Genomic DNA, 22,155 nt, shown 5'->3' with positions numbered 1-22,155 from the left:
AGCGGTCCGGCGCATCTCGAGCGCATCATAAAAACCGCAGGTCAACGGCTGGTCCGTTTTGTCCAATAAGGCTGATATACGCGAACTCGATACCAAATTGATGCGCACCGGAGCCCGAACGCTCCAAGTTCGTCAACAATGCCCCAATACCATGGTATGCGTACCAAAAGCAGGCGGGGGCGGGACTCATATCGAGCCCCGCCCCCGCCTGTTGCCGCGCGTATGTGCGGTTTCGCTACTTCTGATCATCGTTTGAGGCGGCCTTGGCTTCGTCAAGGTAGCTGTAGAAGCTGTACTTGGAGATCCCGAAGAAGTCGCATGCCTTCTGGCTGGACTTGCTGATCAGGAACGCTCCGCGCTGGTCGAGGTAACCGATGGCCCGCACACGCTCCTCCTTCGTCATGAGGGCGGCAGGCTTTCCGATCATCTGCTCGCACTCGCCGAACAGGTCGTCAAGCAGGTCACCGATGTTTTTGGCGATGGGTTCCGGCTCGTTGTGATCACCGGTGCCGATGAGCGAGGCCAGCGTGCCGGAAAACGCCGTCATCAGCGTGATGTCGAAGTTGATGGCTAAGATCCCGCACGGCCAGCCGGCTTCGTTGCGGATGAAGATGGTGCTCGACTTCAGGAGCTTGCCGTCCGACGTCTTGGTGAGATACGGCGGGCGGTCCTCAAGTTTGTCGGGCGCGTCGTGGAGCGCCTCGAGGACTACATGGCTGGGGCCGTCACCCAGATGGCGCCCAGACACGTGTCCGTTCTCGATCGCCACGATGGAGTGGTCGAGATCGTCGGACTCCAAGTCATGGATGACGATCTCGCAGTTGGGGCCGAACTGAAGGGCAAGACCCTTGGCAAGACGGCGATAGAACTCAATCTGCGCTGGGGACATGTAACCTCCTTCCAAACTTTTTGTTAGGTATATCCTGACATAAATATAGTTAGAGCACAAATGTCCAAGGAATATACCGTTTACCGGCAGATTCCAACCGTTTATGAAACCAAACAATCTGTCTGGACTCAGCTATATCCCCTGTGGTAAAACTAGGTCAGCAAAACTTTTTGTTTGGTGTTCAGATAAAAGTTCAGCCCAGTCGGCCACAGCTGCCAAAAGGGCGAGCTCGTATCCCACACACCGGCAAAGTGAGCCAAAAAGGAGAGAACAACAGCATGGCCGATCAGATTAAATGGGTTGCGAACAAGATGCCTAAAAGCGATGACGCCCACCTGGGCATCATGTCGCTCGAGCACGTCAGCGCCGCCCGCTCGTTCCACCAGAGCTTCCCGCAGTACTCGGTGACCCCGCTCGCCAAGCTCGATGGCCTGGCGGCAGACCTTGGTCTTGCGAACCTTGCGGTCAAGGACGAGAGCTACCGCTTCGGTCTCAACGCCTTCAAGGTCCTGGGCGGATCGTTCGCCATGGCGAGCTACATCGCCGAGAAGACCGGCAAGCCCGTCTCTGAGATGACCTACGACTACCTCACCAGCGAGGAGCTCGCCCGCGACTTCGGCCAGGCCACCTTCTTCACCGCCACCGACGGCAACCACGGCCGCGGCGTGGCATGGGCCGCCAACAAGCTCGGCCAGAAGGCCGTCGTCCACATGCCCAAGGGTTCGGTCAAGAGCCGCTTCGACAACATCGCCGCCGAGGGCGCCCAGGTGACCATCGAGGACGTCAACTACGACGAGTGCGTCCGCATGGCCGCCGCCGAGGCCGACGCCTGCGAGAACGGCGTCATCGTCCAGGACACCGCATGGGACGGCTACGAGGAGATCCCGAGCTGGATCATGGAGGGCTACGGCACCATGGCCTCCGAGGCGGCCGAGCAGTTTGCCGCCGCGGGCGTCGAGCGTCCGACCCACGTGTTCGTCCAGGCGGGCGTCGGCTCCCTCGCCGGTGCCGTGGTGGGCTACTTCACCAACCTGTTCCCCGATAACCCGCCGACCTTCGTGGTCATGGAGGCCGACGAGGCCGCGTGCCTGTACAAGGGCGCGGTGGCCGGCGACGGCGAGCCCCGCATCGTGGACGGCGACATGCCCACGATCATGGCCGGCCTCGCCTGCGGCGAGCCCAACACGCTCGGATGGGACATCCTGCGCAACCACGTGTCCGTCTTCGTGGCGTGCCCCAACTGGGTGGCCGCCAAGGGCATGCGCGTGCTCGGCGCCCCGCTTTCCGGCGACCCCCGCGTGATCTCCGGCGAGTCCGGTGCCGTGGGAGCCGGCCTCATCACGACCCTCATGGAGTCCGATGAGTACGCCGACCTGCGCGAGGCCATCGGCCTCACCTCCGAGAGCTCCGTCCTGCTGTTCTCGACCGAGGGCGACACCGACCCGGTGAACTACCGCAAGGTCGTCTGGGACGGCGCCTATCCCGCCGAGTAGCTTCCCCCTCGGTGCGGGCGGGCGCGCCGTGCGGCCGCCCGCACCCGATCGACTACGTGTATCACTCTGATACGAGAGAGGAATTTGCAATGACCAAGGAACTCGATTTCGACGCCATCAAGCAGGCAGCCGCCGCCTACGGTCCCGACATGACCGCCTTCCTGCGCGCCATGATCTCCCATCCGTCCGAGTCCTGCGAGGAGGGCGAGGTCGTCGCCTGCATCAAGGCCGAGATGGAGAAGCTGGGCTTCGACAAGGTCGAGGTCGACGGCCTGGGCAACGTCATCGGCTGGATGGGCGAGGGCGACAAGATCATCGCCATCGACTCCCACATCGACACCGTGGGCATCGGCAACCGCGACAACTGGACCCACGACCCCTACGAGGGCTACGAGGACGACGAGGTCATCTACGGCCGCGGCGGCTCCGACCAGGAGGGCGGCATGGCTTCCGCTACCTACGCAGCCAAGATGATGAAGGACATGGGCCTCATCCCCGAGGGCTACAAGATCATGGTCGTCGGCTCCGTCCAGGAAGAGGACTGCGACGGCATGTGCTGGCAGTACATCGTCAACAAGTACTTCGACGGCCCGGAGGACGCGCGCGACAAGATCGAGTTCGTCATCTCCACCGAGCCGACCGACGGCGGCATCTACCGTGGCCATCGCGGCCGCATGGAGATCCGCGTCGACGTCCACGGCATCTCCTGCCACGGCTCCGCTCCCGACCGCGGCGACAACGCCATCTACAAGATGGCCGACATCATCTCCGATGTCCGCGCCCACAACAACAACGGCTGCGACGAGTCCACGTCCATCAAGGGTCTCGTCAAGATGCTCGACCCCAAGTACAACCCCGAGCACTACCAGGACGCCCGCTTCCTGGGCCGCGGCACCTGCACCGTCTCCCAGATCTTCTACACCTCGCCTTCCCGCTGCGCTGTGGCCGACTCCTGCGCGATCTCCATCGACCGCCGCATGACCGCCGGCGAGACCTGGGACTCCTGCCTGCAGGAGATCCGCGACCTGCCGTCCGTCAAGAAGTACGGCGAGGACGTCGAGGTCTCCATGTACATGTACGACCGTCCGAGCTGGAAGGGCACCGTCTACGAGACCGAGGCATACTTCCCGACCTGGATCAACGCCGAGAACGCCGCCCACGTCCAGGCGCTCGTCGACGCCCACCTCGCCCTGTACGGCCCCGAGCGCATCGGTGTGGCGCAGTCCATGGACAAGCGCGCCGGCCGTCCGCTCACGGACAAGTGGACCTTCTCCACGAACTGCGTCTCCATCCAGGGCCGCTACGGCATCCCCTGCGTCGGCTTCGGCCCGGGTGCCGAGAGCCAGGCGCACGCTCCCAACGAGGTCACCTACAAGCAGGATCTCGTGACCTGCGCTGCGCTCTACACCGCTGCGCTGAACCTGTACGACCCCTCCAAGAAGACCGATGACGTCACCGTGTTCCGCGCCGGTACCACGGATAACGACATCAAGTAGTCCTTCCCACCGATCATCCCGTTCCCCATCAGGCGCGTGAGGTCCGCGCGGGTTTTCTCCCATGCTTTACCGCGCGGACTTAGCGCCCGGGAACCATCCCGACGCATACATCCTCTGAGGAATGGCGCGTCATCTCATCGTCATTTGACCGTCCAGCCGGGACGGCGAGCACAAAGAGAGGAATCATCATGGCCAAGTCTTTCAATGAGCTGCTCGAGGACCTGTCCGGTCTCGACTTTGCCGGCATGTACGGCAGCGACTTCCTGCACACCTGGGACAAGACGACCGACGAGCTGAAGGCCCTCTACGCCGTGGCCGCCGCCCTGCGCGACCTGCGTGAGCGCAACATCTCGCCGCGCATCTTCGACTCCGGCCTCGCCGTCTCGCTGTTCCGCGACAACTCCACCCGCACCCGCTTCTCCTTCTCCAAGGCCACGAACCTGCTCGGCCTCGAGCTGCAGGACCTCGATGAGAAGAAGTCCCAGATCGCCCACGGCGAGACCGTGCGCGAGACCGCGACCATGATCTCCTTCATGGCCGACGTCATCGGCATCCGCGACGACATGTACATCGGCAAGGGCGACGCCTATATGGCTGAGGTCGCCGAGTCCGTCGAGGAGTCCTTCAAGGACGGCGTGCTCGACCATCGCCCGACGCTCATCTCCCTGCAGTCCGACTCCGATCACCCGACGCAGTCCTCTGCCGACATGCTCTACCTCATCGAGGAGTTCGGCGGCCTGGAGAACCTGCGCGGCAAGAAGGTCGCGGTGACCTGGGCTTACTCGCCCTCTTACGGCAAGCCGCTGTCCTGCCCGCAGTCGCTGATCACCCTGCTGCCCCGCTTCGGCGTCGACGTGACCCTCGCTCACCCCGAGGGCTACGACCTCATGCCCGACCTGGTCGAGAAGGCGAAGGGCTACGCCGCCGAGTCCGGCGCCACCTTCAAGCAGGTCGGCACCATGGCCGAGGCCTTCGAGGGCGCTGACATCGTCATCCCGAAGAGCTGGGCACCGTACGCCGCCATGGAGCGCCGCACGAACCTGTACGCCGAGGGTGACGACGCCGGCATCGCCGCGCTCGAGAAGGAGCTCCTCGCCCAGAACGCGACGCACAGGGACTGGTGCTCCACGCGCGAGCTCATGGCCAAGACCGCTCACGGCGACGACACCATCTACATGCATCCGCTGCCGGCCGACATCTCCGGCGTCTCCTGCGAGCACGGCGAGGTCATGGCCGACGTCTTCGACATGCACCGCGTGGGCATGTACAAGGAGGCCAGCTACAAGCCGTACGCCATCGCGGCCATGATCTTCCTGCAGAAGGTCAAGAATCCGGTCGAGACCCTGCGTGCCATCGAGGCCGCCGCGGCCCCGCGCTGGAACCAGGCGTAAGGCAGACCCTTGCGCGCGGCGGGGATGTCAGGCTCCCCGCCCCGGCGCACAACACGATAGTCCTCTCTTAGCAGCGGCAGCGCCCGGGACGGCGTCGGATGGCCACCGGGCGCTGCCGCATTTTCTTCGCTCATCTCAGAAAGGTGGTATTCCATGTCTCGCCGCATCGTCGTCGCCCTCGGGGGCAATGCGCTCGGCTCCAACCTGCCCGAGCAGATGGCCGCCGTGAAGATCACCGCGCGCGCCATCGTCGACCTCATCGAGGAGGGCAACGAGGTCATCATCGTGCACGGCAACGGCCCGCAGGTCGGCATGATCGCCAACGCCATGGCCGAGCTCACCCGCTCCAATCCCGAGAAGTACATTCCCTGCCCGCTGTCGGTGTGCGGCGCGATGAGCCAGGGCTACATCGGTTACGACCTGCAGAACGCCCTGCGCGAGGAGATGCTCGACCGCGGCATGGACAAGGGCGTGGCCACCGTGCTGACCCAGATCCAGGTCGACGCGGACGACCCCGCCTTCGAGAACCCCACGAAGCCCATCGGCCCGTTCATGAGCGAGCAGGAGGCCGAGCAGCTCACCCGCGACCGCGGCTACGAGTTCATGCATGACGAGAAGAAGGGCTACCGTCGCGTCGTGGCGAGCCCGAAGCCCGTGTCGATCGTCGAGCTCGACACCATCGAGTCGCTCGTCGCGGCAAACCACGTCGTCATCTGCTGCGGCGGTGGCGGCATCCCGGTCGTGAACACCGAGGGGCATCATCTCAAGGGCGCCGCGGCCGTCATCGACAAGGACTTCGCCGCCGAGAAGCTCGCCGAGCAGCTCGACGCCGATTCGCTCGTCATCCTGACGGCGGTCGAGAAGGTTGCCATCGGGTTCGGCACCGACCACGAGGAGTGGCTGGACACCCTGACGCCCGCGCGCGCGAACGAGCTGGGTCGTGCCGGCGAGTTCGGCAGCGGCTCCATGTTGCCGAAGGTCCAGGCCGCCACGGCGTTCGTCGAGAGCAAGGAGGGGCGCACCGCGCTCATCACCCTGCTCGAGAAGGCGGCAGACGGCCTTGCCGGCAAGACCGGTACCCGCATCGAGCGCGCGTAACATCCATAGCTCTCCTTCCAGTGGGATGCCCCGTGCGCGCGGGGCATCCCCTTTGCTATGGTGAGGGGAGTGCCGACCGACGGTGTTGCGAGGAGGACGTCATGAAGCTCGGGTGCGTGATCATGGCCTGCGGGCAGGGTACGCGCTTCGCCGCCGCAGGCGGGGCGGGTGACAAGCTGCTCGCCGACGTGGCGGGGTTGCCGCTCATCGTGCGCACGGTGGCGTCGGTGCCCGCCGATGCGTTCGAGCGCGTGCTGTGCGTGCGCGACGCGCATGTTGCGCGCGCGGTGGAGGCCGCGGGCTTTGCCGTCAAGACCGTCGACGTCGCGCAGGGTGCCCCGCTTCGCAGCGAGGTCGTGCGATGCGGGCTCGCCGCGGGGCGCGACCGGTGGGAGGGCTGCCTGTTTTTGCCGGGCGACCAGCCCCTGGTGAGCACGGCGAGCTTTCGCCGTCTGGCGGAGGCGTTCCGAAAGGACCCGACGCGCGCTTACCGCCTCTCGTGGGAGGGGGCCGCCGGCAGTCCCGTGCTCTTTCCGCGCGCATGTTTCGATGGGCTCATGGCGCTTTCCGGCGCGCAGGGCGGCGGCGCGCTGCTGCGCCGCGGGGAGGTCACCATCTCGCTTGTTCCGGCGCACGGGGGCTGTGAGCTGCTCGATGTCGACACGCCGGCCGATCTCGAGCGGGCGGTGCGCTGCGTGCGCGAGCACGCGGGGCGCAACGTGGGCGCCCCATCGCGCGATACCAGGTGAGACGGTCGATGCCGGCGCTCTGCTGCGGTGCGGCAAGAGCTTCGGCATCGAGTGTCTCGCACGAGGCGAAAAGGAGGATGCGTATGATCATCATCAAAGGCGGCGCGCTCGTCACACCCGAGGGGCTGCGCTGCGGTGACATCGCGCTGGACGGCGGCACGATCGCGAAGGTGGCGGCATCGATAGAGGCCGCGCCGGGCGATACGGTGGAGGACGCGACGGGTTGCTGGGTGTTTCCCGGCTTCATTGACGCGCACACCCATCTGCAGTGCTGGACGGGCATGGACTGGACGGCCGACAGCTTCGAGACCGGCACGCGTGCGGCAGCCTGCGGCGGCACGACGACCATCGTGGACTACGCGACGGCCGATCGCGGCGTGACGATGGACGAGGCGCTGGCGGAGTGGCACCGCCGCGCCGACGGCACCTGCACGGCCAACTACGGCTTCCACATGGCGATCGCCGAGTGGGGACCCGACAGCCCCGCCCAGATGCGCCGCATGCGCGAGGCGGGCGTGAGCTCGTTCAAGACCTATCTGGCCTATGACCATCTGAAGCTGACCGATGCCGAGACGCTGCAGTGCCTGCGCGTGGTGCGCGACCTCGACGCGGTGCTCTGCGTGCACTGCGAGAACGGTGACGTGGTGAACGAGCTGCAGCGCGAAGTGCTCGCCGCCGGCATCACGGGGCCCGAGGGCCATCCGCTGTCGCGTCCTGCCGAGGCCGAGGCTGACGCCGTCTCGCGCCTGCTCTACCTGGCGCGGATCGCGGGCGCCAAGGTGAACGTCGTGCACCTCTCGACCGCCCTCGGCCTTGACGCTGTCCGCGCGGCGCGGGCGCATGGGCAGCAGGGCATCTTCGTGGAGACCTGCCCGCAGTACCTCACGCTCGACGATACGCGCTATCTGGAGGAGGGAGACGACGGCTTCGCCGGCGCGAAGTACGTGATGAGCCCGCCTCTGCGCAAACCGGCGGACATCCGCGCGCTGCGGGAGGCCGTGTGCGCGGGCGAGGTCGATTCCATCGCCACCGATCACTGCTCGTTCAACCTGCATGGCCAGAAGGACCGCGGACGGGGTGACTTCACGAAGATTCCGAACGGAGGCCCGGGTATCGAGCACCGTCCCGCCGTGATCGCCACGACGTTCGCAGGCCAGCTCGGTCCCATCGAGCTCATGCATCTCATGAGCGAGGGGCCGGCGCGCGTGTTCGGCATGTGGCCGAGAAAGGGCCGTCTTGCCGAGGGCGCCGATGCCGATGTGTGCGTGTGGGATCCGCGGGCCCGCTGGACGATTTCCGCCGCCACGCAGCAGCAGGCCGTCGACTACACGCCCTACGAGGGCTTCGAGGCGCACGGCCGCGCCCACCTCGTCTACGTGGGCGGCGTGCTCGCCGCGCGCGACGGGGCTCCCACCGGCGAGCGCCCCGGTGTCTATGTGAGCCGATAGAGGTCGAGCTCGCGCAGGCTTCCGGCGAGAATCGGACAAGCCATGGAGCCGGTGAGCGCGCGGGCGAAGGCGGCCGCCTGCTCGCGCGCTTCATCGGTTTCGGTTTGGTTGACGATCACGATGTCGTCGGAAAGCCCGACGAGGCCCTCGGCGGCGATGCCGGCGGCGATGAGCTCGGGCGTGGCGATGTCGGCCTGTGCGGCACCGGTGAGCTGACAGAACAGCTGCGGGCGGTGCACGACGTCGTAGATGGGCAGGCCGAACCCCTGTGCGCCGACGATGTAGACGACGCGCGCGCAGAGCGCGGGGATGACCGGCTCGCGGTCGCTGTGCGCCTTGAAGGGCAGACCGCGCGAGCCGTCAGCCTCCACGAGGACGTGGTCCGCGCGGCCGGCGAGCGCCTCCCACGGCTCCGCCGGCGCGGTGAGCTTGCCGGTCGCCTGCTCGATGACGCCCGTCTGGGTGAGCGGCGCGCCGGTGTCCTCGTCCTCGAGCGCGACGCCCGCCGCGGGGAACATGTGCGTCGAGGTCGCGAGTATGCAGCGCGTGCCGCGCTCTGACAGACCCGCGCCCACCCGTGTAAGAAACGTTGACTTGCCGCCGCCGCCGATGACGGCGGTGACGCCGCGCAGCCGGCGGACGATATCGATGAGGTCGACAGGGTCGTACATGGGGTTCCTCTCTCGCGTGCCGCTTGCGCCCGACGCTGCGCGCATGGGTGCGAAGCCGCTTGGGGACAAGGTACCATGACGGGATGCGCACGGGCGCGCGTCCCGATGAAAGGATGAGATTGACATGCTGGTGTATATGCGCGGCGCGGGTGACCTGGCGAGCGGCATCGCCCTCAGGCTGCACCGAGCCGGTATGGATGTGGTGATGGCCGATATCGCCGAGCCGACGTGCATCAGGCGCACGGTCGCGTTCTCCGAGGCGATCCGCTGCGGCGAGGCGCGTGTCGAGGATGCGTGCGCGCGTCTCGCTGCCACGCCCGACGAGGCGCGCTCCATCATGACACCAGGGGATATCGCCGTGATGGTCGATCCCGCAGCGGAGCGGGTGGCCGAGCTCGCGCCCGACGCGGTGGTCGATGCGATTCTCGCCAAGCGCAACCTCGGGACGACGATGGACATGGCGCCTGTCGTGATCGGCGTCGGCCCGGGGTTCACGGCGGGCGTCGACTGCCATGCGGCCGTCGAGACGAAGCGCGGGCATTACCTCGGGCGCGCCCTGTACGAGGGCTCGCCGATCCCCAACACGGGCATTCCGGGCATCATCGCCGGCGTGGGAGCCGACCGCGTGCTGCGCGCTCCGGCGGACGGCCCGTTCGAGTGCGTGCGCGCCATCGGGGACACCGTGTGCGCCGGCGAGGTCGTGGGACGCGTCGCAGGCGAACCCATGCGCGCCACGATCGACGGCGTGTTGCGCGGTCTGCTCGCCCCCGGGGTCTTCGCGACCCGCGGCATGAAGGCGGGAGATATCGACCCGCGCGGCGACGCGTCGTTTTGCACGACGGTTTCGGACAAGGCGAGCGCCGTGGCCGGCGGCGTGCTCGAGGCCCTGCTCCATTTCTCACGCTAACGGGCACGTGGGCTGAGGTCCCTTGGGCGAACACCTATGAAGGATGACATGCATGAATAAGATCGAGATTGTTGACCGCCTGCTGGAAACCATCGACGCAGGTTCGTGCGCCGAGCTGACCGTCGTCGCGCAGACGCACGGCTCGGCCCCGCGCTCGGCGGGAGCTTGGATGGCCCTGTTCGAGGGCGGGGAGCTGCTCGGCACCGTGGGCGGGGGCAGCATGGAGGCTATCGCGCAAAAGGATGCACAGGAGCTCCTCGAGGCGCGCCGAAGCTGCCTTGTGCGCTACACGATCGGCGGGAAGAAGAGTGACACCGGCATGATTTGCGGCGGGGCGGTCACGCTCTGCCATGTGCTCGTGGACGCAACGCTGCGCGACGTTCTGTCCCGTGAGCGTCAGGTGCTCGCCGATCGCGGCGAGGGCGTTCTCGTGTTCGATCTGTCGGGGTTCAGGGCGGATGTTGCGGACACGACGGAGCACGGTGAAGCGTCGCGCCGCACAGTTGCGGGCTCGGTGCCGTGGGCGATCGAGCATCTGTCTGACCAGGCGTCGATTCGAGCGGGGATCGCGGGCAATCGCTACCTCGAACCCATCTGTCCGGAGGGCTACACCTATATCTTCGGTTGCGGGCATGTGGGCCGAGCGCTCGCGTCGACGCTGGCGGCGACGGGATTCGCCGTCGTTGCCTGCGACGACAGGCCCGAGATGCTCGAGCGCGGTCTCATGTCGGATGCCGTCGAGTGCCGGCTGGTTGACTACGATCGCATCGCCGACACCTGCACCATCGGAAGCCGCGACTTCGTAGTTTGCGCCACCTCCGGTCACAAGAGCGACCGCGCCGTCGTGATTCAGGCCCTTGCCTGCCATCCGACCTACCTGGGCTGCTTAGGCAGCAAGAAGAAGACGGCGTTCGTGCACGCGCAGCTCGCCGAGGCGGGGTTCTCCGAAGACGAGATCGCACAGGTGCACATGCCCGTCGGCGTTCCCATCCAGGCGGAGACGCCCGAGGAGATCGCCATCAGCATCGCCGCCGAGATGATCGAGCATCGCCGCACGCGCCTGCTGCCCCGCATTCACTGATGCCCGGGCCGCGTTCGTGCATCTTATATGGATGCCGCAGGCGTTGGGGGAGCGCAGCGTGTGAACCGCGCTGACGCGTACCACCGGCGCAGAACCGAAGTTGAGCGCAAGCGTCCCCGTTTGCTGACAAACGGGGACGCTTTTTCCGTGCGCGGGGACCGTGCGGACGCGATTGTTGGCCTCGAGAGGTGCCGCCCGCATGCGAGCGGAGGCGCCAGGTACTCCTCTGGACAAAAACGCGCTGAGTGGGACGTATACAGCGTGACACAGGATGTACGGCTTGTGGACGATGAATAGTTATTGCAAGGTATCTGGTGTATTGATAAGAACGATGAGAAATTATCGCTCAATTGACAGTTATAGAAACCTATAAGGTCAATGAGGAGTCCCACTCAAGCCGTTTTTGTCCAGCGGCGCGCGTCCGGATTGAAAAGGTGTCTGTGCCCCGGTATAAAACGGCGTCAAATGCCGTAGGGTCGGTATATGGCGTTTCCAATGTGTACGCGTGCCACCGTGCGGACGGGGTCGCGTACAATGTGGGCATATGTGACACGAGGTCGAAGATGGGGGTTGTCATGTTTTGCACTGAGTGCGGGGCCCAGATGCCCGAGGGGGCGCGCTTTTGCACAGTGTGCGGCGCGAAGATGGTTGAAGAGGACGATATAGCGGGAACGCCTGTCCCGGTCACGCCAGCCGACGCTGCCGCGGGCGCCACGCCGACGCCGTCGGCGGCAGCCCCCGATCCCCAGGCTGCAGGCGTGCCGGAGCAGCCGCAGAAGCGCTCGAGAGCACCTCTCATCGCGGCTGTGGTGGCGGGCGTCGCTGTGCTTGGCGTCGGTATCGCTGCCATCGCGACATCGGGATTCGGCCTGCTTGGATTCGGTGGGCAGCAAGCAGGGCAGACATCGGTGCGCGCTGTCGACCGAACGGCTACAAGCGGGGATGCCGCATTGAACACGACGGTGACGCCTGCCGATACTGGACAGGATACCGATGCAGCGGGCGAAGGGATGACGGGTGCTGACGCGGCAACCTCGGGCGCGGCGTCGAGTAGCCCTGAGCCCCGACGCGCCCCGAGCACGATCTCGCCCGATCTCTCCTCCCAAAGCGACCGCGAGGTCATCAACACCTTTGTGACGAACTTCTCCGAGGTAAACGAGGGACTGTCCGCCCGGAGTCATTTCACACGTGAAGACGCTTCCGACCCCGCGACCCTTGCCGAGATGATCGTGTTTCTCGAGCGCCACATGAGCGGCAACCAGAACGCGCACATCGAGACCGTCGGTGCTGACGATCCGTTTGCAGCCGAGGGGTACCAGTTCCGCTGTGACGCGGACTATTTCTGCGGGCTTGTCTACAAGTACTTCGGCGTGAACGTCACACCGGACCAGCTGGGTTATGAGCACAGCTCGGGCGGACGCGGAACGGTGTCGGACGGGTGGTTCTACTACGGCTTCGGGTCCGATGCGTGGTTTGCCAGCCAGGGGGTGGCCAATGTGACGTCGCTTGTCGATACGGGCGGCAACCTGTTCGACGTGACCTTTGATGTCTATCGGCCCTCCGGCAACGTGGCACCGGCGGAGATTAAGTTGCGCGTGTACGGCTGGCCGCTTGCGGATATGCTCGATGCCGTGGGGGCTTCAGACACTCCCATCTACAGCGGCACGGCGACGCTCGAGGCCTATTACGATGAGGGCGAGCTGGCGTTTCACCTGTATCGGATGAATTGATGGTCCACTGCGGCGCGCTTCGGGCCAAACTGCTTGATGAGATGACGGGGGCACATCGTGTATTGCGTGAAATGCGGGGCGAAGATGCCTGAGGGCACCCGGTTCTGTACGGCGTGCGGTGCGAGGATGACGGGGGATTCGTCAGGGGCTTCGTCGGGAGCGCCCGCCGTCTCGCCTGATGGGGTTACCTCCGTCGCGCCGCCATCCGAGGCGCCGACGCGCGTCATCGAGGCGCTGCACCCCGTAGCTCAGCGGCCGGAGGACACCTGCCCCCAACCGGTTGCGGGCAGGTCCTCCTCGGTGCCCCGTCGCGGCAGGGGAGCGGCCGTCGCGCTTGCCGTCGGGGTGGGTGCGCTTGCCGGCGTCGGTATCGCTGCGGCGCTGACGTCGGGGTTCGGTCTGCTCAAGGCCGGTGGCGATGGCCAGGTGTCCGCAACGACGGTCGCGCAAAGGGCGGAGGCCGAACAGGCACCTTCCGAGGTGGACGTGGACGCTGAGCAGGAGCCCGCGCCGAGCACCATCGAGTTGTCGCTCGAAAATGCTGCCGACCGCGAGGCGATCGGAACGTTTGTCAGTAATTTCACCGAGGTGGGGCAGGGCATTACCGCGCAAAGCCACTATGAGCGAACGGATTCCCCCGATCAGCAGACCGTCACGGACATGGTGCTCTACCTGGAGTACCACATGATGGGCAACGCCAACGACCATGTCAGCGCTGTGGATGCCGACGACCCGCTCGCCGCCGAGGGCTATGCGTACCGGGTGGACGCGACCTATCTGATCGACCGCATCGCGCGTCAGTTTGACGTCACGGTTTCCGCCGACCAGCTGCCCTACACTATCTCCGACGGCAACAAGGGAGCCGTGGAGGGAAACTGGTTCTACTTCGCGACCTCGGTGGAGGGGTGGCAGAGCATGGGCGTGCCCTATACGACGTCGCTGACTGATATCGGGGATAACCGTTACGAGGTGGCGTTCGATGTTTACCGCCCTGCTGACGGCGTGAAGCCGGTGGACGTGCTGCTGCGTGTCTACGGCTGGCCGCTTGCGGACATGCTCGACGCGGTGGGCGCCTCCGATACGCCCATCTACAGCGCGACGGCCACGATCGAGGCCTACCTCAATGACGACGGCGACGTCACGTTCCACCTGCTGCGCATGAACTGAGGGGGTGCGACCTCAGCATCGTGCCGGCGAAATGTGGATTTCCGCAGCGGACGAGGTTTTTATGGCATTTGAGGCCCGGTGCGCGTATCATACCGACTCGTATTGCCCGGCTCCTGTCGGAATATCGTCATGCCGCTACGCCATAGGCGGCCTGAGCGCGACAGGAGGCACGAGGACAGCAAAGCGCCAGGCCGCGCATACCGGCCGCACCAGCGCAGCGCCACATGCCCCGTGCTTAAAACCCCTAAGGAGTTGACATGGCAGAGGAGAAGTACGTCCCGCGTCTGAAGGCCAAGTACAACAACGAGGTCAAGCAGCTCATGCAGGACAAATTCCAGTACAAGAACGTCATGATGATCCCGAAGTTCGAGAAGATCGTCGTGAACATGGGCGTCGGCGAGGCCGCGACCGATTCCAAGGCTATCGAGGGCGCCGTGCGCGACCTGCGCACCATCACCGGCCAGCAGCCGATGGTCACCCGCGCTCGCAAGTCCATCGCTTCGTTCCACCTGCGCGCCGGCATGCCGATCGGTGCCAAGGTCACCCTGCGCGGCGATCGCATGTGGGAGTTCTTCGATCGTCTGACCTCCATCGCCATCCCCCGTATCCGCGACTTCCGCGGCATCTCCCCCAAGAGCTTCGACGGCCGTGGTAACTTCTCCATGGGCGTGACCGAGCAGCTCATCTTCCCCGAGGTCGAGTTCGACTCCGTCGACCGCACCCGCGGTATGGACATCACCATCGTGACGACCGCGAAGACCGATGAAGAGGCCAAGGCCCTTCTCGACGCCTTCGGGTTCCCGTTCAAGAAATAGGTTCATCTGCTCCGGCTCCGGGCGGCGCGAACGTACGCGTCGCCCGTCCGGCGCTTTGATACATATATGTGAGGAGGAAATAAGTGGCTAAGACATCGATGATCGTCAAGCAGCAGCGCAAGCAGAAGTTCTCGACGCGTGAGTACACGCGTTGCCAGCGTTGCGGCCGTCCGCACTCTGTGTACCGCAAGTTCGGCCTGTGCCGTGTCTGCTTCCGCGAGCTCGCGCTCAAGGGCGAACTTCCCGGCATCAAGAAGGCCAGCTGGTAAGTCACTGCCAGCGCACGTGGATCTATCCGCGTTGCACGGAAGATCGTGTCAGCCGGCTTGTCCGCTATGGGTGGGCGAGAACCGCTGGCACAGGTTCATCAAGAACGAAGGAGAATCTGCATGAACGTCACTGACCCGATCGCAGATATGCTTACGCGCATTCGTAACGCGAATTCTGCGAACAAGGCCGAGGTCTCCATGCCGAGCAGCAAGAAGCTCGTGGAGATCGCGCGCGTCATCTACGAGGAGGGCTACATCGCCGGTTACGCCGTCGAGGACACCGAGCCCCAGAAGACCCTCCACATCACCCTCAAGTACGGTCCCAAGAAGGCCAAGGTCATCAACGGCATCAAGCGCATCTCCAAGCCCGGTCTGCGCAAGTACGCCGGTGTGGCTGACCTGCCGCGCGTCCGCGGCGGTCTCGGTACTGCGATCATTTCTACCAGCCGCGGTGTTATGGCCGACCGCGACGCCCGCGCCACGGGTGTCGGCGGCGAGGTCATCGCGTTCGTTTGGTAACGGTTTCGGCGAGTAGAAGGAAAGGATACACCCGTGTCTCGTATCGGTAATAAGCCTGTCCAGATTCCCGCCGGAGTCGAAGTGGCAGTCAACGGCACGCATGTCGCCGTCAAGGGCCCCAAGGGCACCATTGAGAAGGATTTCTACAACAAGCTGACCATCAGCGTCGAGGACAACGTGCTGACCGTCTCCCGTCCGGATGACGAGCGCGAGACCCGCGCTATGCACGGCCTCACCCGCGCCCTCATCCACAACATGGTCGTGGGCGTCTCCGAGGGCTTCACCAAGTCCCTCGAGCTCGCGGGCGTCGGCTACCGTGTCGCCCTCAAGGGCAACACCCTGGACCTCTCGCTCGGCTATTCGCACCCGGTGACCTATGAGGCCCCCGAGGGCATCACCTTCGAGGTGCCCGACAACACGCACATCAACGTGAAGGGCATCAGCAAGCAGCAGGTCGGCCAGGTTGCCGCCGAGATCCGCTCCAAGCGTCCGCCTGAGCCCTACAAGGGCAAGGGCATCCACTACGTGGGCGAGCACATCCGCCGCAAGCTCGGTAAGGCCGCCAAGTAGTAGGCGCTCGTAGCGCTTCGTCCAAGACCAGTACCCCGTCAGGTGCTGGCACATGACTTCGAAGGAGTTTTCCATGGATAAGCATAAGGCGAAGCTGGCTGGCCTCAAGCGCCGTCAGCGTCGCGTCCGCGGCAAGATCTTCGGCACGCCCGAGCGTCCGCGTCTCCGCGTCACCCGCACCAACGCCAACATCTACGCCCAGATCGTCGACGACACCAAGGGTCACACCCTGGTCTCCGCCTCGACGCTCGAGAAGGAGTTCGAGGGCATGACCACCTCGAACAAGGAGGCTGCCGAGAAGGTCGGTAAGCTCGTGGGCGAGCGCGCCCTCGCTGCCGGCATCACGGCGGTCACCTTCGACCGTGGCGGCCGCATCTACCACGGCCGTGTTAAGGCCCTCGCCGATGGCGCCCGCGCCGCCGGCCTGCAGTTCTAGGAGGTATGTAGCTATGGCTCGTAATCAAAAGCAGCAGCGCGAGGCCTCCGAGTTCGAGGAGCGCGTCGTCTTCATCAACCGTGTGTCCAAGACCGTCAAGGGCGGTCGCCGCATGTCGCTCGTGGCCCTCGTGGTCGTCGGCGACGGCAAGGGCAACGTCGGTCTCGGCATGGGCAAGTCCGCTGAGGTGCCCCTGGCCATCTCCAAGGCTTCGCTCGACGCCAAGAAGAACATGTTCCATGTTCCGGTGACCGACGAGGGTACCATCCCGCATGAGGTCATCGGTCACTTCGGTGCCGGTCGCATCATCATCAAGCCCGCTGTCGAGGGTACCGGCGTTATCGCCGGTGGCGCTGTGCGTCCCCTCTTCGAGCTCGCCGGCATCAAGAACGTCCTGTCCAAGTCCCTGGGTACCGACAACGGCCTGAACATCATCAAGGCTGCTGCCGAGGGCCTCAAGGAGCTCTCCAGCCCCGAGGATGTCGCTTCCCGTCGCGGCCTCACCGTTTCCCAGCTGTTTGTCGGGAAGGAGAAGTAGGCATGGCTAAGACCATCAAGATTAAGCAGATCCGCAGCATCAACGGCTGCAAGGAGGATCAGAAGAGGACTGTCCGCGCCCTCGGTCTGCATCGCATCCGTGAGGTTCGCGAGATTACCGACAACGAGAGCGTTCGCGGCATGATCTTCAAGGTCAAGCACCTTGTCGAGATTGTAGAGGAGTAGCAATGCAGCTTCATGATCTTACGCCCAACGCGGGCTCGACGCATAAGCGCAAGCGCGTCGGCCGCGGTAACTCTTCTGGTACCGGCACCTATTCGGGCCGCGGCCAGAACGGCCAGGGCTCCCGCTCTGGCGGCACCAAGGGTGCCGGCTTCGAGGGTGGCCAGACCCCGCTCGCGATGCGCCTTCCGAAGCTCCCTGGCTTCAAGAACCCCCGCCGTGTCGAGTACAAGGCGGTGAACCTCTCCCGTCTCGAGGAGAAGTTCGACAACGATGCCGTCATCGATGGCGCTGCCCTCAAGGCCGCCGGCATCATCAAGAAGGAGTTCGAGCCCGTCAAGGTGCTCGGCGATGGCGATCTGACGAAGAAGTTCACGGTCAAGGTCGATAAGGTCTCGGCGACTGCCAAGGCCAAGATCGAGGCCGCGGGCGGAAAGGTCGAGCTCCCGTGCTAACTGGTCTTAAAAACGCATTCCGAATCAAGGAGCTGCGCGGCAAGATCTGTTTCACTATCGCCATGCTCGTGCTGTACCGTATCGGTGCGCACGTTCCCGTGCCCGGCATTCCCTTCCAGGGGATGCTGGGCCTTTTCCAGTCGGCCACAGACTCGGTCGCTGGTGGCGCCATGGCGCTTCTGAACCTGTTCTCGGGCGGCGCTCTGTCCTACGTTTCGGTGTTCTCGCTGGGCATCATGCCCTACATCACGAGCTCCATCATCCTGCAGATGCTGCAGGCCGTGGTGCCTTCCCTGCACGAGCTTGCGCGCGAGGGTGAGGTCGGTCAGACCAAGATCACCCAGTACACGCGCTATCTCACGCTCGCGCTCGCTATCCTGAACGCAATCGGCTATCTGTTCCTGTTCAAGAGCTTCGGCATTTCGTTCGTCGGCGCCGACGCCCCTGAGGCCATCTTTGACATCATGGTCGTGGGCACGCTCGTCGCGGGCGCCATGCTCATCATGTGGATCGGCGAGCTCATCACCCAGCGCGGTATCGGCAACGGCATGAGCCTGATCATCTTCGCCAACATCATGGCGGGTCTTCCTCAGGCCATCTTCGCCTCCGTCTCCGACGGTGGCACCGCCGGCATCATTCTCACGATCGTGATCGCCGTCGTCATCGTCGCCGTCATCCCGCTGATCGTGTTCGTCGAGCGCGGCCAGCGCCGCATCCCCGTGCAGTACGCCAAGCGCGTCGTGGGTCGTCGCATCATGGGCGGTCAGGCTACCTACCTGCCCATCAAGGTGAATACCGCCGGCGTCATCCCCATCATCTTCGCGTCTGCCCTGCTGTACTTCCCGGCGCAGATCGCCGTGTTCTTCCCCGGCATCGACTGGATCCAGGCTGTCGCGGGCGCGCTTTCGAGCGGGTGGCTCAACTGGGTTCTCAACGTGGTCCTCATCGTGTTCTTCGCGTACTTCTACACCTCCATGGTCTTTAACCCCGACGACACGGCCGAGAATCTCAAGCGCCAGGGCGGCTTCATCCCCGGTGTTCGTCCGGGTCGCGCCACCGCGAACTACATCAAGAACGCGCTGAACAAGATCACGCTTCCCTCCGCCATCTTCCTGGCCATCATCGCCATCGTCCCGTCGATCGTGTTCTCGTTCACGGGCAACCAGCTCATCCAGGCCTTCGGCGGCACGTCCATCCTCATCATGGTCGGCGTTGTGCTGGATACCATCTCCAAGGTGGAGAGCCAGCTCAAGATGTACGACTACGACGGTTTCTTCAAGTAAGGGACAAGGAGGCAACCTATGAAAATCGTGCTTTTGGGAGCTCCCGGTGCCGGCAAGGGCACCCTCGCCCAGCAGCTCGTCGCCGAGTACGGCGTCGCCCACATTTCCACGGGCGATCTTCTGCGCGCTGCGGTGAAGGGCGGCACGCAGCTCGGCATTCAGGCCAAGAAGTACATGGATGCCGGCGAGCTCGTTCCCGATCAGCTCGTGATCGACCTCGTGAAGGAGCGCCTTGCTGCCGATGATGCCCAGAAGGGCTTCATCCTCGACGGCTTCCCGCGCAACACCCTTCAGGCCGTGACGCTCGACTCCGAGCTCTCGCAGCTCGGCCAGCCGCTTGAGTGTGCGCTGCTCGTCGACGTTGCTGCGGACGTCATCATTGACCGTCTGTCCTCTCGTCGCGCCTGCCGCGAGTGCGGCTACACCGGCACCGCTGCCGATGCGGTGTGCCCGAAGTGCGGCGGCGAGATGTACCAACGCGATGACGACAAGCCCGAGACGATCGCGAACCGTCTCGACGTCTACGAGAAGAACACCGCCCCGCTCGTGGAGTACTACCGCGGCCAGGGCAAGCTCAAGATCGTCGACGGCACCGGTGCGATCGAGGACGTCTACGCCCGTGCGAAGGAAGTCCTCGCCCTATGATCAAAATCAAGTCTGCAGAAGAAATCGAGCAGATGAAGAAGGCTGGAGCGCTGTCTAAGATGGCGCTCCGCCGCGTTGGCGCCATGGTGCGCCCCGGCGTCTCTACCTTCGAGCTCGACCAGCTCGCCGAGCAGATCATCCGCATGCATGGCGGCATCCCCGCGTTCAAGGGATACGCCGGCTTCCCCGGCACGATCTGCGCGAGCGTAAACGATCAGGTCGTCCACGGCATTCCGAATCCCGACGTCATCCTACGCGATGGCGACATCGTGTCCATCGACACGGGTGCCATCGTCGACGGCTGGGTGGGGGATAACGCCTGGACCTTCTATTGCGGCACCCCGTCTGCCGACGTGCAGGCGCTCTGCGAGGTCACCCGCGACTGCCTCAAGGCCGGCATCGAGCAGGCCGTGCCCGGCAACCATCTGGGTGACATCGGCCATGCGATCCAGTCGCTTGCCGAGTCCCACGGCTACGGCGTGCTGCGCGATTACGTCGGTCACGGTGTCGGCCGCGTGATGCACGAGGATCCGAACGTGCCGAACTACGGCAAGAAGGGTCGCGGCGTGCGCCTGCAGGCCGGCATGGTCATCGCGATCGAGCCGATGATCACTCTCGGCACGAACCATGTGACCACCGGCGCTGACGGCTGGGTCGTCACGACGAACGACCATCTGGCGGCTGCCCACTACGAGAACACCATCGCCATCACCGATGACGGTCCGGTCATCCTGACCGTCGACGAGATGGGTCCCTGGTGCTCCATGCAGGGCGGCGCGCTGTAAGCTGATCCGTATCGGCGACACTGCCCCCGGCACCTCGATAATCCCGAGCCCATGCGTAGCCTTGCTGACGGCTCGGTAGGGGATGGTGCTGGGGGTTTGCCTTTTCATGTGGTCAGGTGATTCGACAGGTCGCACGCGTATTTCAAATGTGGAGCGATTACGAAATTGACCACCCCTGTAAGGTTTTTGTTATCATTCTCAGTTGCTGTCGTTTTCTAGAGAAAGATGATTGCTTTGAAGAAGGAAGATGCTATCGAACTCGAGGGCACGGTAACCGAGCCCCTGCCCAACGCGATGTTTCGTGTTGAGCTCGAGAACGGCCATTCGGTTCTCTGCTCCATCTCGGGCAAGATCCGCATGAACTACATCCGTATTCTCCCCGGCGACAAGGTCGTGGTGGAGCTTTCCCCCTATGACCTGACCCGTGGGCGCATCACCTATCGCTACAAATAGCGACAGATTCGCATAGTGCAGATTTGCGATCGCAAGGTCCGCTCAGCCTTACGGTCGCGTTTGCATGACGCGAGACCAGCCATCAGTTATTCACGCCTGCGGCTGGGCGAGTAGATACATTCCATTTGTAGTTTGAGCACTACCGAAAGGAAGAACGATGAAGGTACGTCCTTCGGTCAAGAAGATGTGCGATAAGTGCAAGATCATCCGGCGTCACGGCAAGGTCCTCGTCATCTGCGAGAACCCCCGTCACAAGCAGCGCCAGGGCTAAGAGAGGAGACCAACGTTGGCCCGTATTAATGGTGTCGACCTTCCGCGCGAGAAGCGCGTCGAGATCGGTCTGACCTACATCTACGGCATCGGCCGCACTACCGCCACCAAGATCTGCAATGACTGTGGCATCAATGTCGATACCCGCGTCCGTGACCTCACGGACGAGGAGGTCGACAAGATCCGTAAGTACATCGACCAGAACCACATCATGGTTGAGGGTGACCTCCGCCGTGAGCGCAACCAGAACGTCAAGCGCCTGATGGACATCGGCTGCAACCGCGGCCTCCGTCACCGCAAGGGCCTCCCTGTCCGTGGTCAGCGCACCCACACCAACGCTCGCACCCGTAAGGGTCCGAAGCGTCAGATCGGTGCCAAGAAGAAGAAATAAGGGAGACTGACTAATGGCTACTGCTAAGAACAAGCGCGGTCAGGCTGGTCGTATCAAGCGCTCCGACCGCAAGAACATCACCGTGGGCCAGGCTCACATCCGTTCCACGTTCAACAACACCATCGTGTCCATCACCGACGGCCAGGGCAACGTCATCGCTTGGAAGTCCGCTGGCACGGTCGGTTTCAAGGGTTCCCGTAAGTCCACGCCGTTTGCCGCTCAGATGGCTGCCGAGGCTTGCGCCAAGATCGCCATGGAGCACGGCATGCATAAGGTTGCCGTCTTCGTGAAGGGCCCCGGCTCCGGTCGCGAGACCGCCATCCGCTCCCTCCAGGCTGCCGGCCTCGAGGTCTCGAGCATCCAGGACAAGACCCCCATTCCGCACAACGGCTGCCGCCCCAAGAAGCGTCGCCGCGTGTAACTC

At 64.3% G+C, this 22,155-nt stretch carries 27 protein-coding genes and 1 pseudogene; 26 read left to right on the top strand and 2 right to left on the bottom strand.

The window, feature by feature from the left end; translation table 11 throughout:
* Positions 1-235: 235 nt before the first annotated feature.
* Complete coding sequence (locus H6A21_RS00725) at positions 236-889, bottom strand: helix-turn-helix transcriptional regulator (RefSeq protein ID WP_204537744.1); 654 nt, start codon at positions 887-889, stop codon at positions 236-238.
* Positions 890-1,167: 278 nt separating this feature from the next.
* On the opposite strand from H6A21_RS00725, the gene dpaL reads away from it, so the two are divergent.
* The 6 genes from dpaL to hydA all read left to right on the top strand — a co-directional run bounded on the left by dpaL (position 1,168) and on the right by hydA (position 8,564).
* Positions 1,168-2,382 (top strand): diaminopropionate ammonia-lyase, encoded by a 1,215-nt coding sequence (dpaL, locus tag H6A21_RS00720; protein ID WP_204559674.1) that lies wholly within the window; start codon positions 1,168-1,170, stop codon positions 2,380-2,382.
* An 89-nt stretch (positions 2,383-2,471) separates the two neighbouring features.
* On the top strand, positions 2,472-3,878 hold the full coding sequence (locus tag H6A21_RS00715) for a YgeY family selenium metabolism-linked hydrolase (RefSeq protein WP_204559673.1): 1,407 nt from the start codon (positions 2,472-2,474) through the stop codon (positions 3,876-3,878).
* A 188-nt stretch (positions 3,879-4,066) separates the two neighbouring features.
* Positions 4,067-5,269: a knotted carbamoyltransferase YgeW gene (ygeW, locus tag H6A21_RS00710; RefSeq protein WP_204559672.1), complete on the top strand. Its 1,203-nt coding sequence runs from the start codon at positions 4,067-4,069 to the stop codon at positions 5,267-5,269.
* A gap of 153 nt (positions 5,270-5,422) precedes the next feature.
* Positions 5,423-6,367: a carbamate kinase gene (arcC, locus tag H6A21_RS00705; protein ID WP_204559671.1), complete on the top strand. Its 945-nt coding sequence runs from the start codon at positions 5,423-5,425 to the stop codon at positions 6,365-6,367.
* Positions 6,368-6,468: 101 nt separating this feature from the next.
* Positions 6,469-7,116, top strand: coding sequence for a nucleotidyltransferase family protein (locus H6A21_RS00700; protein ID WP_204559670.1), 648 nt, complete (start codon positions 6,469-6,471; stop codon positions 7,114-7,116).
* 83 nt (positions 7,117-7,199) lie between these two features.
* On the top strand, positions 7,200-8,564 hold the full coding sequence (gene hydA / locus H6A21_RS00695) for a dihydropyrimidinase (protein ID WP_204559669.1): 1,365 nt from the start codon (positions 7,200-7,202) through the stop codon (positions 8,562-8,564).
* Here the strand turns inward: hydA and yqeC are convergent.
* On the bottom strand, positions 8,549-9,235 hold the full coding sequence (yqeC, locus tag H6A21_RS00690) for a selenium cofactor biosynthesis protein YqeC (RefSeq protein WP_204559668.1): 687 nt from the start codon (positions 9,233-9,235) through the stop codon (positions 8,549-8,551). The genes hydA and yqeC overlap by 16 nt on opposite strands.
* Positions 9,236-9,359: 124 nt before the next feature.
* Between yqeC and yqeB the strand changes: the two genes are divergently transcribed.
* From yqeB to rpsK, 20 genes and pseudogenes are all read left to right on the top strand, one after another.
* Positions 9,360-10,142, top strand: a complete 783-nt coding sequence (gene yqeB, locus H6A21_RS00685; RefSeq protein WP_204559667.1) for a selenium-dependent molybdenum cofactor biosynthesis protein YqeB — start codon at positions 9,360-9,362, stop codon at positions 10,140-10,142.
* Positions 10,143-10,194: 52 nt separating this feature from the next.
* Complete coding sequence (locus H6A21_RS00680; protein WP_204559666.1) at positions 10,195-11,223, top strand: XdhC family protein; 1,029 nt, start codon at positions 10,195-10,197, stop codon at positions 11,221-11,223.
* Between the two features lie 575 nt (positions 11,224-11,798).
* Positions 11,799-12,953, top strand: a complete 1,155-nt coding sequence (locus H6A21_RS00675; RefSeq protein ID WP_204559665.1) for a zinc ribbon domain-containing protein — start codon at positions 11,799-11,801, stop codon at positions 12,951-12,953.
* Between the two features lie 57 nt (positions 12,954-13,010).
* Positions 13,011-13,073 (top strand): annotated as a pseudogene (locus H6A21_RS11265) (zinc-ribbon domain-containing protein); the annotation flags it as partial.
* Positions 13,074-13,079: 6 nt separating this feature from the next.
* Positions 13,080-14,120: a hypothetical protein gene (locus H6A21_RS00670; protein ID WP_239462531.1), complete on the top strand. Its 1,041-nt coding sequence runs from the start codon at positions 13,080-13,082 to the stop codon at positions 14,118-14,120.
* A gap of 257 nt (positions 14,121-14,377) precedes the next feature.
* Positions 14,378-14,935: a 50S ribosomal protein L5 gene (rplE, locus tag H6A21_RS00665; RefSeq protein WP_204559663.1), complete on the top strand. Its 558-nt coding sequence runs from the start codon at positions 14,378-14,380 to the stop codon at positions 14,933-14,935.
* An 83-nt stretch (positions 14,936-15,018) separates the two neighbouring features.
* Positions 15,019-15,204: a type Z 30S ribosomal protein S14 gene (locus tag H6A21_RS00660; RefSeq protein ID WP_087205372.1), complete on the top strand. Its 186-nt coding sequence runs from the start codon at positions 15,019-15,021 to the stop codon at positions 15,202-15,204.
* 120 nt (positions 15,205-15,324) lie between these two features.
* Entirely contained in the window at positions 15,325-15,723 is a 399-nt protein-coding gene (rpsH, locus tag H6A21_RS00655; RefSeq protein WP_204559662.1) for a 30S ribosomal protein S8, read from the top strand.
* A 33-nt stretch (positions 15,724-15,756) separates the two neighbouring features.
* A complete protein-coding gene (gene rplF / locus H6A21_RS00650; RefSeq protein ID WP_204559661.1) occupies positions 15,757-16,293 on the top strand; it encodes a 50S ribosomal protein L6 in 537 nt (178 codons plus the stop codon).
* A 73-nt stretch (positions 16,294-16,366) separates the two neighbouring features.
* Positions 16,367-16,729: a 50S ribosomal protein L18 gene (gene rplR, locus H6A21_RS00645; protein ID WP_204559660.1), complete on the top strand. Its 363-nt coding sequence runs from the start codon at positions 16,367-16,369 to the stop codon at positions 16,727-16,729.
* Between the two features lie 13 nt (positions 16,730-16,742).
* The gene (rpsE, locus tag H6A21_RS00640; RefSeq protein ID WP_204559659.1) at positions 16,743-17,267 is read left to right on the top strand and encodes a 30S ribosomal protein S5; all 525 of its coding nucleotides are present in this window, start codon (positions 16,743-16,745) and stop codon (positions 17,265-17,267) included.
* 2 nt (positions 17,268-17,269) lie between these two features.
* Entirely contained in the window at positions 17,270-17,452 is a 183-nt protein-coding gene (rpmD, locus tag H6A21_RS00635; RefSeq protein WP_204559658.1) for a 50S ribosomal protein L30, read from the top strand.
* A 2-nt stretch (positions 17,453-17,454) separates the two neighbouring features.
* Positions 17,455-17,904, top strand: coding sequence for a 50S ribosomal protein L15 (gene rplO / locus H6A21_RS00630; RefSeq protein ID WP_204559657.1), 450 nt, complete (start codon positions 17,455-17,457; stop codon positions 17,902-17,904).
* Positions 17,898-19,187: a preprotein translocase subunit SecY gene (secY, locus tag H6A21_RS00625; RefSeq protein WP_204559656.1), complete on the top strand. Its 1,290-nt coding sequence runs from the start codon at positions 17,898-17,900 to the stop codon at positions 19,185-19,187. The genes rplO and secY overlap by 7 nt, the downstream gene beginning before the upstream one ends.
* 18 nt (positions 19,188-19,205) lie before the next feature.
* The gene (locus H6A21_RS00620) at positions 19,206-19,832 is read left to right on the top strand and encodes an adenylate kinase (RefSeq protein WP_204559655.1); all 627 of its coding nucleotides are present in this window, start codon (positions 19,206-19,208) and stop codon (positions 19,830-19,832) included.
* The gene (map, locus tag H6A21_RS00615; protein ID WP_204559654.1) at positions 19,829-20,617 is read left to right on the top strand and encodes a type I methionyl aminopeptidase; all 789 of its coding nucleotides are present in this window, start codon (positions 19,829-19,831) and stop codon (positions 20,615-20,617) included. The genes H6A21_RS00620 and map overlap by 4 nt, the downstream gene beginning before the upstream one ends.
* Positions 20,618-20,851: 234 nt before the next feature.
* Complete coding sequence (infA, locus tag H6A21_RS00610) at positions 20,852-21,070, top strand: translation initiation factor IF-1 (protein ID WP_009141477.1); 219 nt, start codon at positions 20,852-20,854, stop codon at positions 21,068-21,070.
* 157 nt (positions 21,071-21,227) lie between these two features.
* Positions 21,228-21,341 (top strand): 50S ribosomal protein L36, encoded by a 114-nt coding sequence (rpmJ, locus tag H6A21_RS00605; RefSeq protein WP_006363204.1) that lies wholly within the window; start codon positions 21,228-21,230, stop codon positions 21,339-21,341.
* 15 nt (positions 21,342-21,356) lie between these two features.
* Positions 21,357-21,731, top strand: coding sequence for a 30S ribosomal protein S13 (rpsM, locus tag H6A21_RS00600; protein WP_204559653.1), 375 nt, complete (start codon positions 21,357-21,359; stop codon positions 21,729-21,731).
* A 13-nt stretch (positions 21,732-21,744) separates the two neighbouring features.
* Positions 21,745-22,152 carry a 30S ribosomal protein S11 gene (gene rpsK / locus H6A21_RS00595; protein WP_204559652.1) on the top strand — a complete coding sequence of 136 codons (408 nt, stop codon included), beginning with the start codon at positions 21,745-21,747 and terminating at the stop codon, positions 22,150-22,152.
* Positions 22,153-22,155: the final 3 nt, after the last annotated feature.

Origin of the sequence: Collinsella tanakaei (assembly GCF_016902615.1) — a bacterium.
Lineage (GTDB): Bacteria > Actinomycetota > Coriobacteriia > Coriobacteriales > Coriobacteriaceae > Collinsella > Collinsella tanakaei_A.
This window is presented reverse-complemented; position numbering and strand designations above follow the sequence as displayed.

Excerpts from the sequence above, each read along its gene's own strand:
- H6A21_RS00725 (WP_204537744.1), bottom strand. The coding sequence starts at position 889 with ATGTCCCCAGCGCAGATTGAGTTCTATCGCCGTCTTGCCAAGGGTCTT.
- dpaL (WP_204559674.1), top strand. The coding sequence starts at position 1,168 with ATGGCCGATCAGATTAAATGGGTTGCGAACAAGATGCCTAAAAGCGAT.
- H6A21_RS00715 (WP_204559673.1), top strand. The coding sequence starts at position 2,472 with ATGACCAAGGAACTCGATTTCGACGCCATCAAGCAGGCAGCCGCCGCC.
- ygeW (WP_204559672.1), top strand. The coding sequence starts at position 4,067 with ATGGCCAAGTCTTTCAATGAGCTGCTCGAGGACCTGTCCGGTCTCGAC.
- arcC (WP_204559671.1), top strand. The coding sequence starts at position 5,423 with ATGTCTCGCCGCATCGTCGTCGCCCTCGGGGGCAATGCGCTCGGCTCC.
- H6A21_RS00700 (WP_204559670.1), top strand. The coding sequence starts at position 6,469 with ATGAAGCTCGGGTGCGTGATCATGGCCTGCGGGCAGGGTACGCGCTTC.
- hydA (WP_204559669.1), top strand. The coding sequence starts at position 7,200 with ATGATCATCATCAAAGGCGGCGCGCTCGTCACACCCGAGGGGCTGCGC.
- yqeC (WP_204559668.1), bottom strand. The coding sequence starts at position 9,235 with ATGTACGACCCTGTCGACCTCATCGATATCGTCCGCCGGCTGCGCGGC.
- yqeB (WP_204559667.1), top strand. The coding sequence starts at position 9,360 with ATGCTGGTGTATATGCGCGGCGCGGGTGACCTGGCGAGCGGCATCGCC.
- H6A21_RS00680 (WP_204559666.1), top strand. The coding sequence starts at position 10,195 with ATGAATAAGATCGAGATTGTTGACCGCCTGCTGGAAACCATCGACGCA.
- H6A21_RS00675 (WP_204559665.1), top strand. The coding sequence starts at position 11,799 with ATGTTTTGCACTGAGTGCGGGGCCCAGATGCCCGAGGGGGCGCGCTTT.
- H6A21_RS00670 (WP_239462531.1), top strand. The coding sequence starts at position 13,080 with ATGACGGGGGATTCGTCAGGGGCTTCGTCGGGAGCGCCCGCCGTCTCG.
- rplE (WP_204559663.1), top strand. The coding sequence starts at position 14,378 with ATGGCAGAGGAGAAGTACGTCCCGCGTCTGAAGGCCAAGTACAACAAC.
- rpsH (WP_204559662.1), top strand. The coding sequence starts at position 15,325 with ATGAACGTCACTGACCCGATCGCAGATATGCTTACGCGCATTCGTAAC.
- rplR (WP_204559660.1), top strand. The coding sequence starts at position 16,367 with ATGGATAAGCATAAGGCGAAGCTGGCTGGCCTCAAGCGCCGTCAGCGT.
- rpsE (WP_204559659.1), top strand. The coding sequence starts at position 16,743 with ATGGCTCGTAATCAAAAGCAGCAGCGCGAGGCCTCCGAGTTCGAGGAG.
- rpmD (WP_204559658.1), top strand. The coding sequence starts at position 17,270 with ATGGCTAAGACCATCAAGATTAAGCAGATCCGCAGCATCAACGGCTGC.
- rplO (WP_204559657.1), top strand. The coding sequence starts at position 17,455 with ATGCAGCTTCATGATCTTACGCCCAACGCGGGCTCGACGCATAAGCGC.
- H6A21_RS00620 (WP_204559655.1), top strand. The coding sequence starts at position 19,206 with ATGAAAATCGTGCTTTTGGGAGCTCCCGGTGCCGGCAAGGGCACCCTC.
- map (WP_204559654.1), top strand. The coding sequence starts at position 19,829 with ATGATCAAAATCAAGTCTGCAGAAGAAATCGAGCAGATGAAGAAGGCT.
- rpmJ (WP_006363204.1), top strand. The coding sequence starts at position 21,228 with ATGAAGGTACGTCCTTCGGTCAAGAAGATGTGCGATAAGTGCAAGATC.
- rpsK (WP_204559652.1), top strand. The coding sequence starts at position 21,745 with ATGGCTACTGCTAAGAACAAGCGCGGTCAGGCTGGTCGTATCAAGCGC.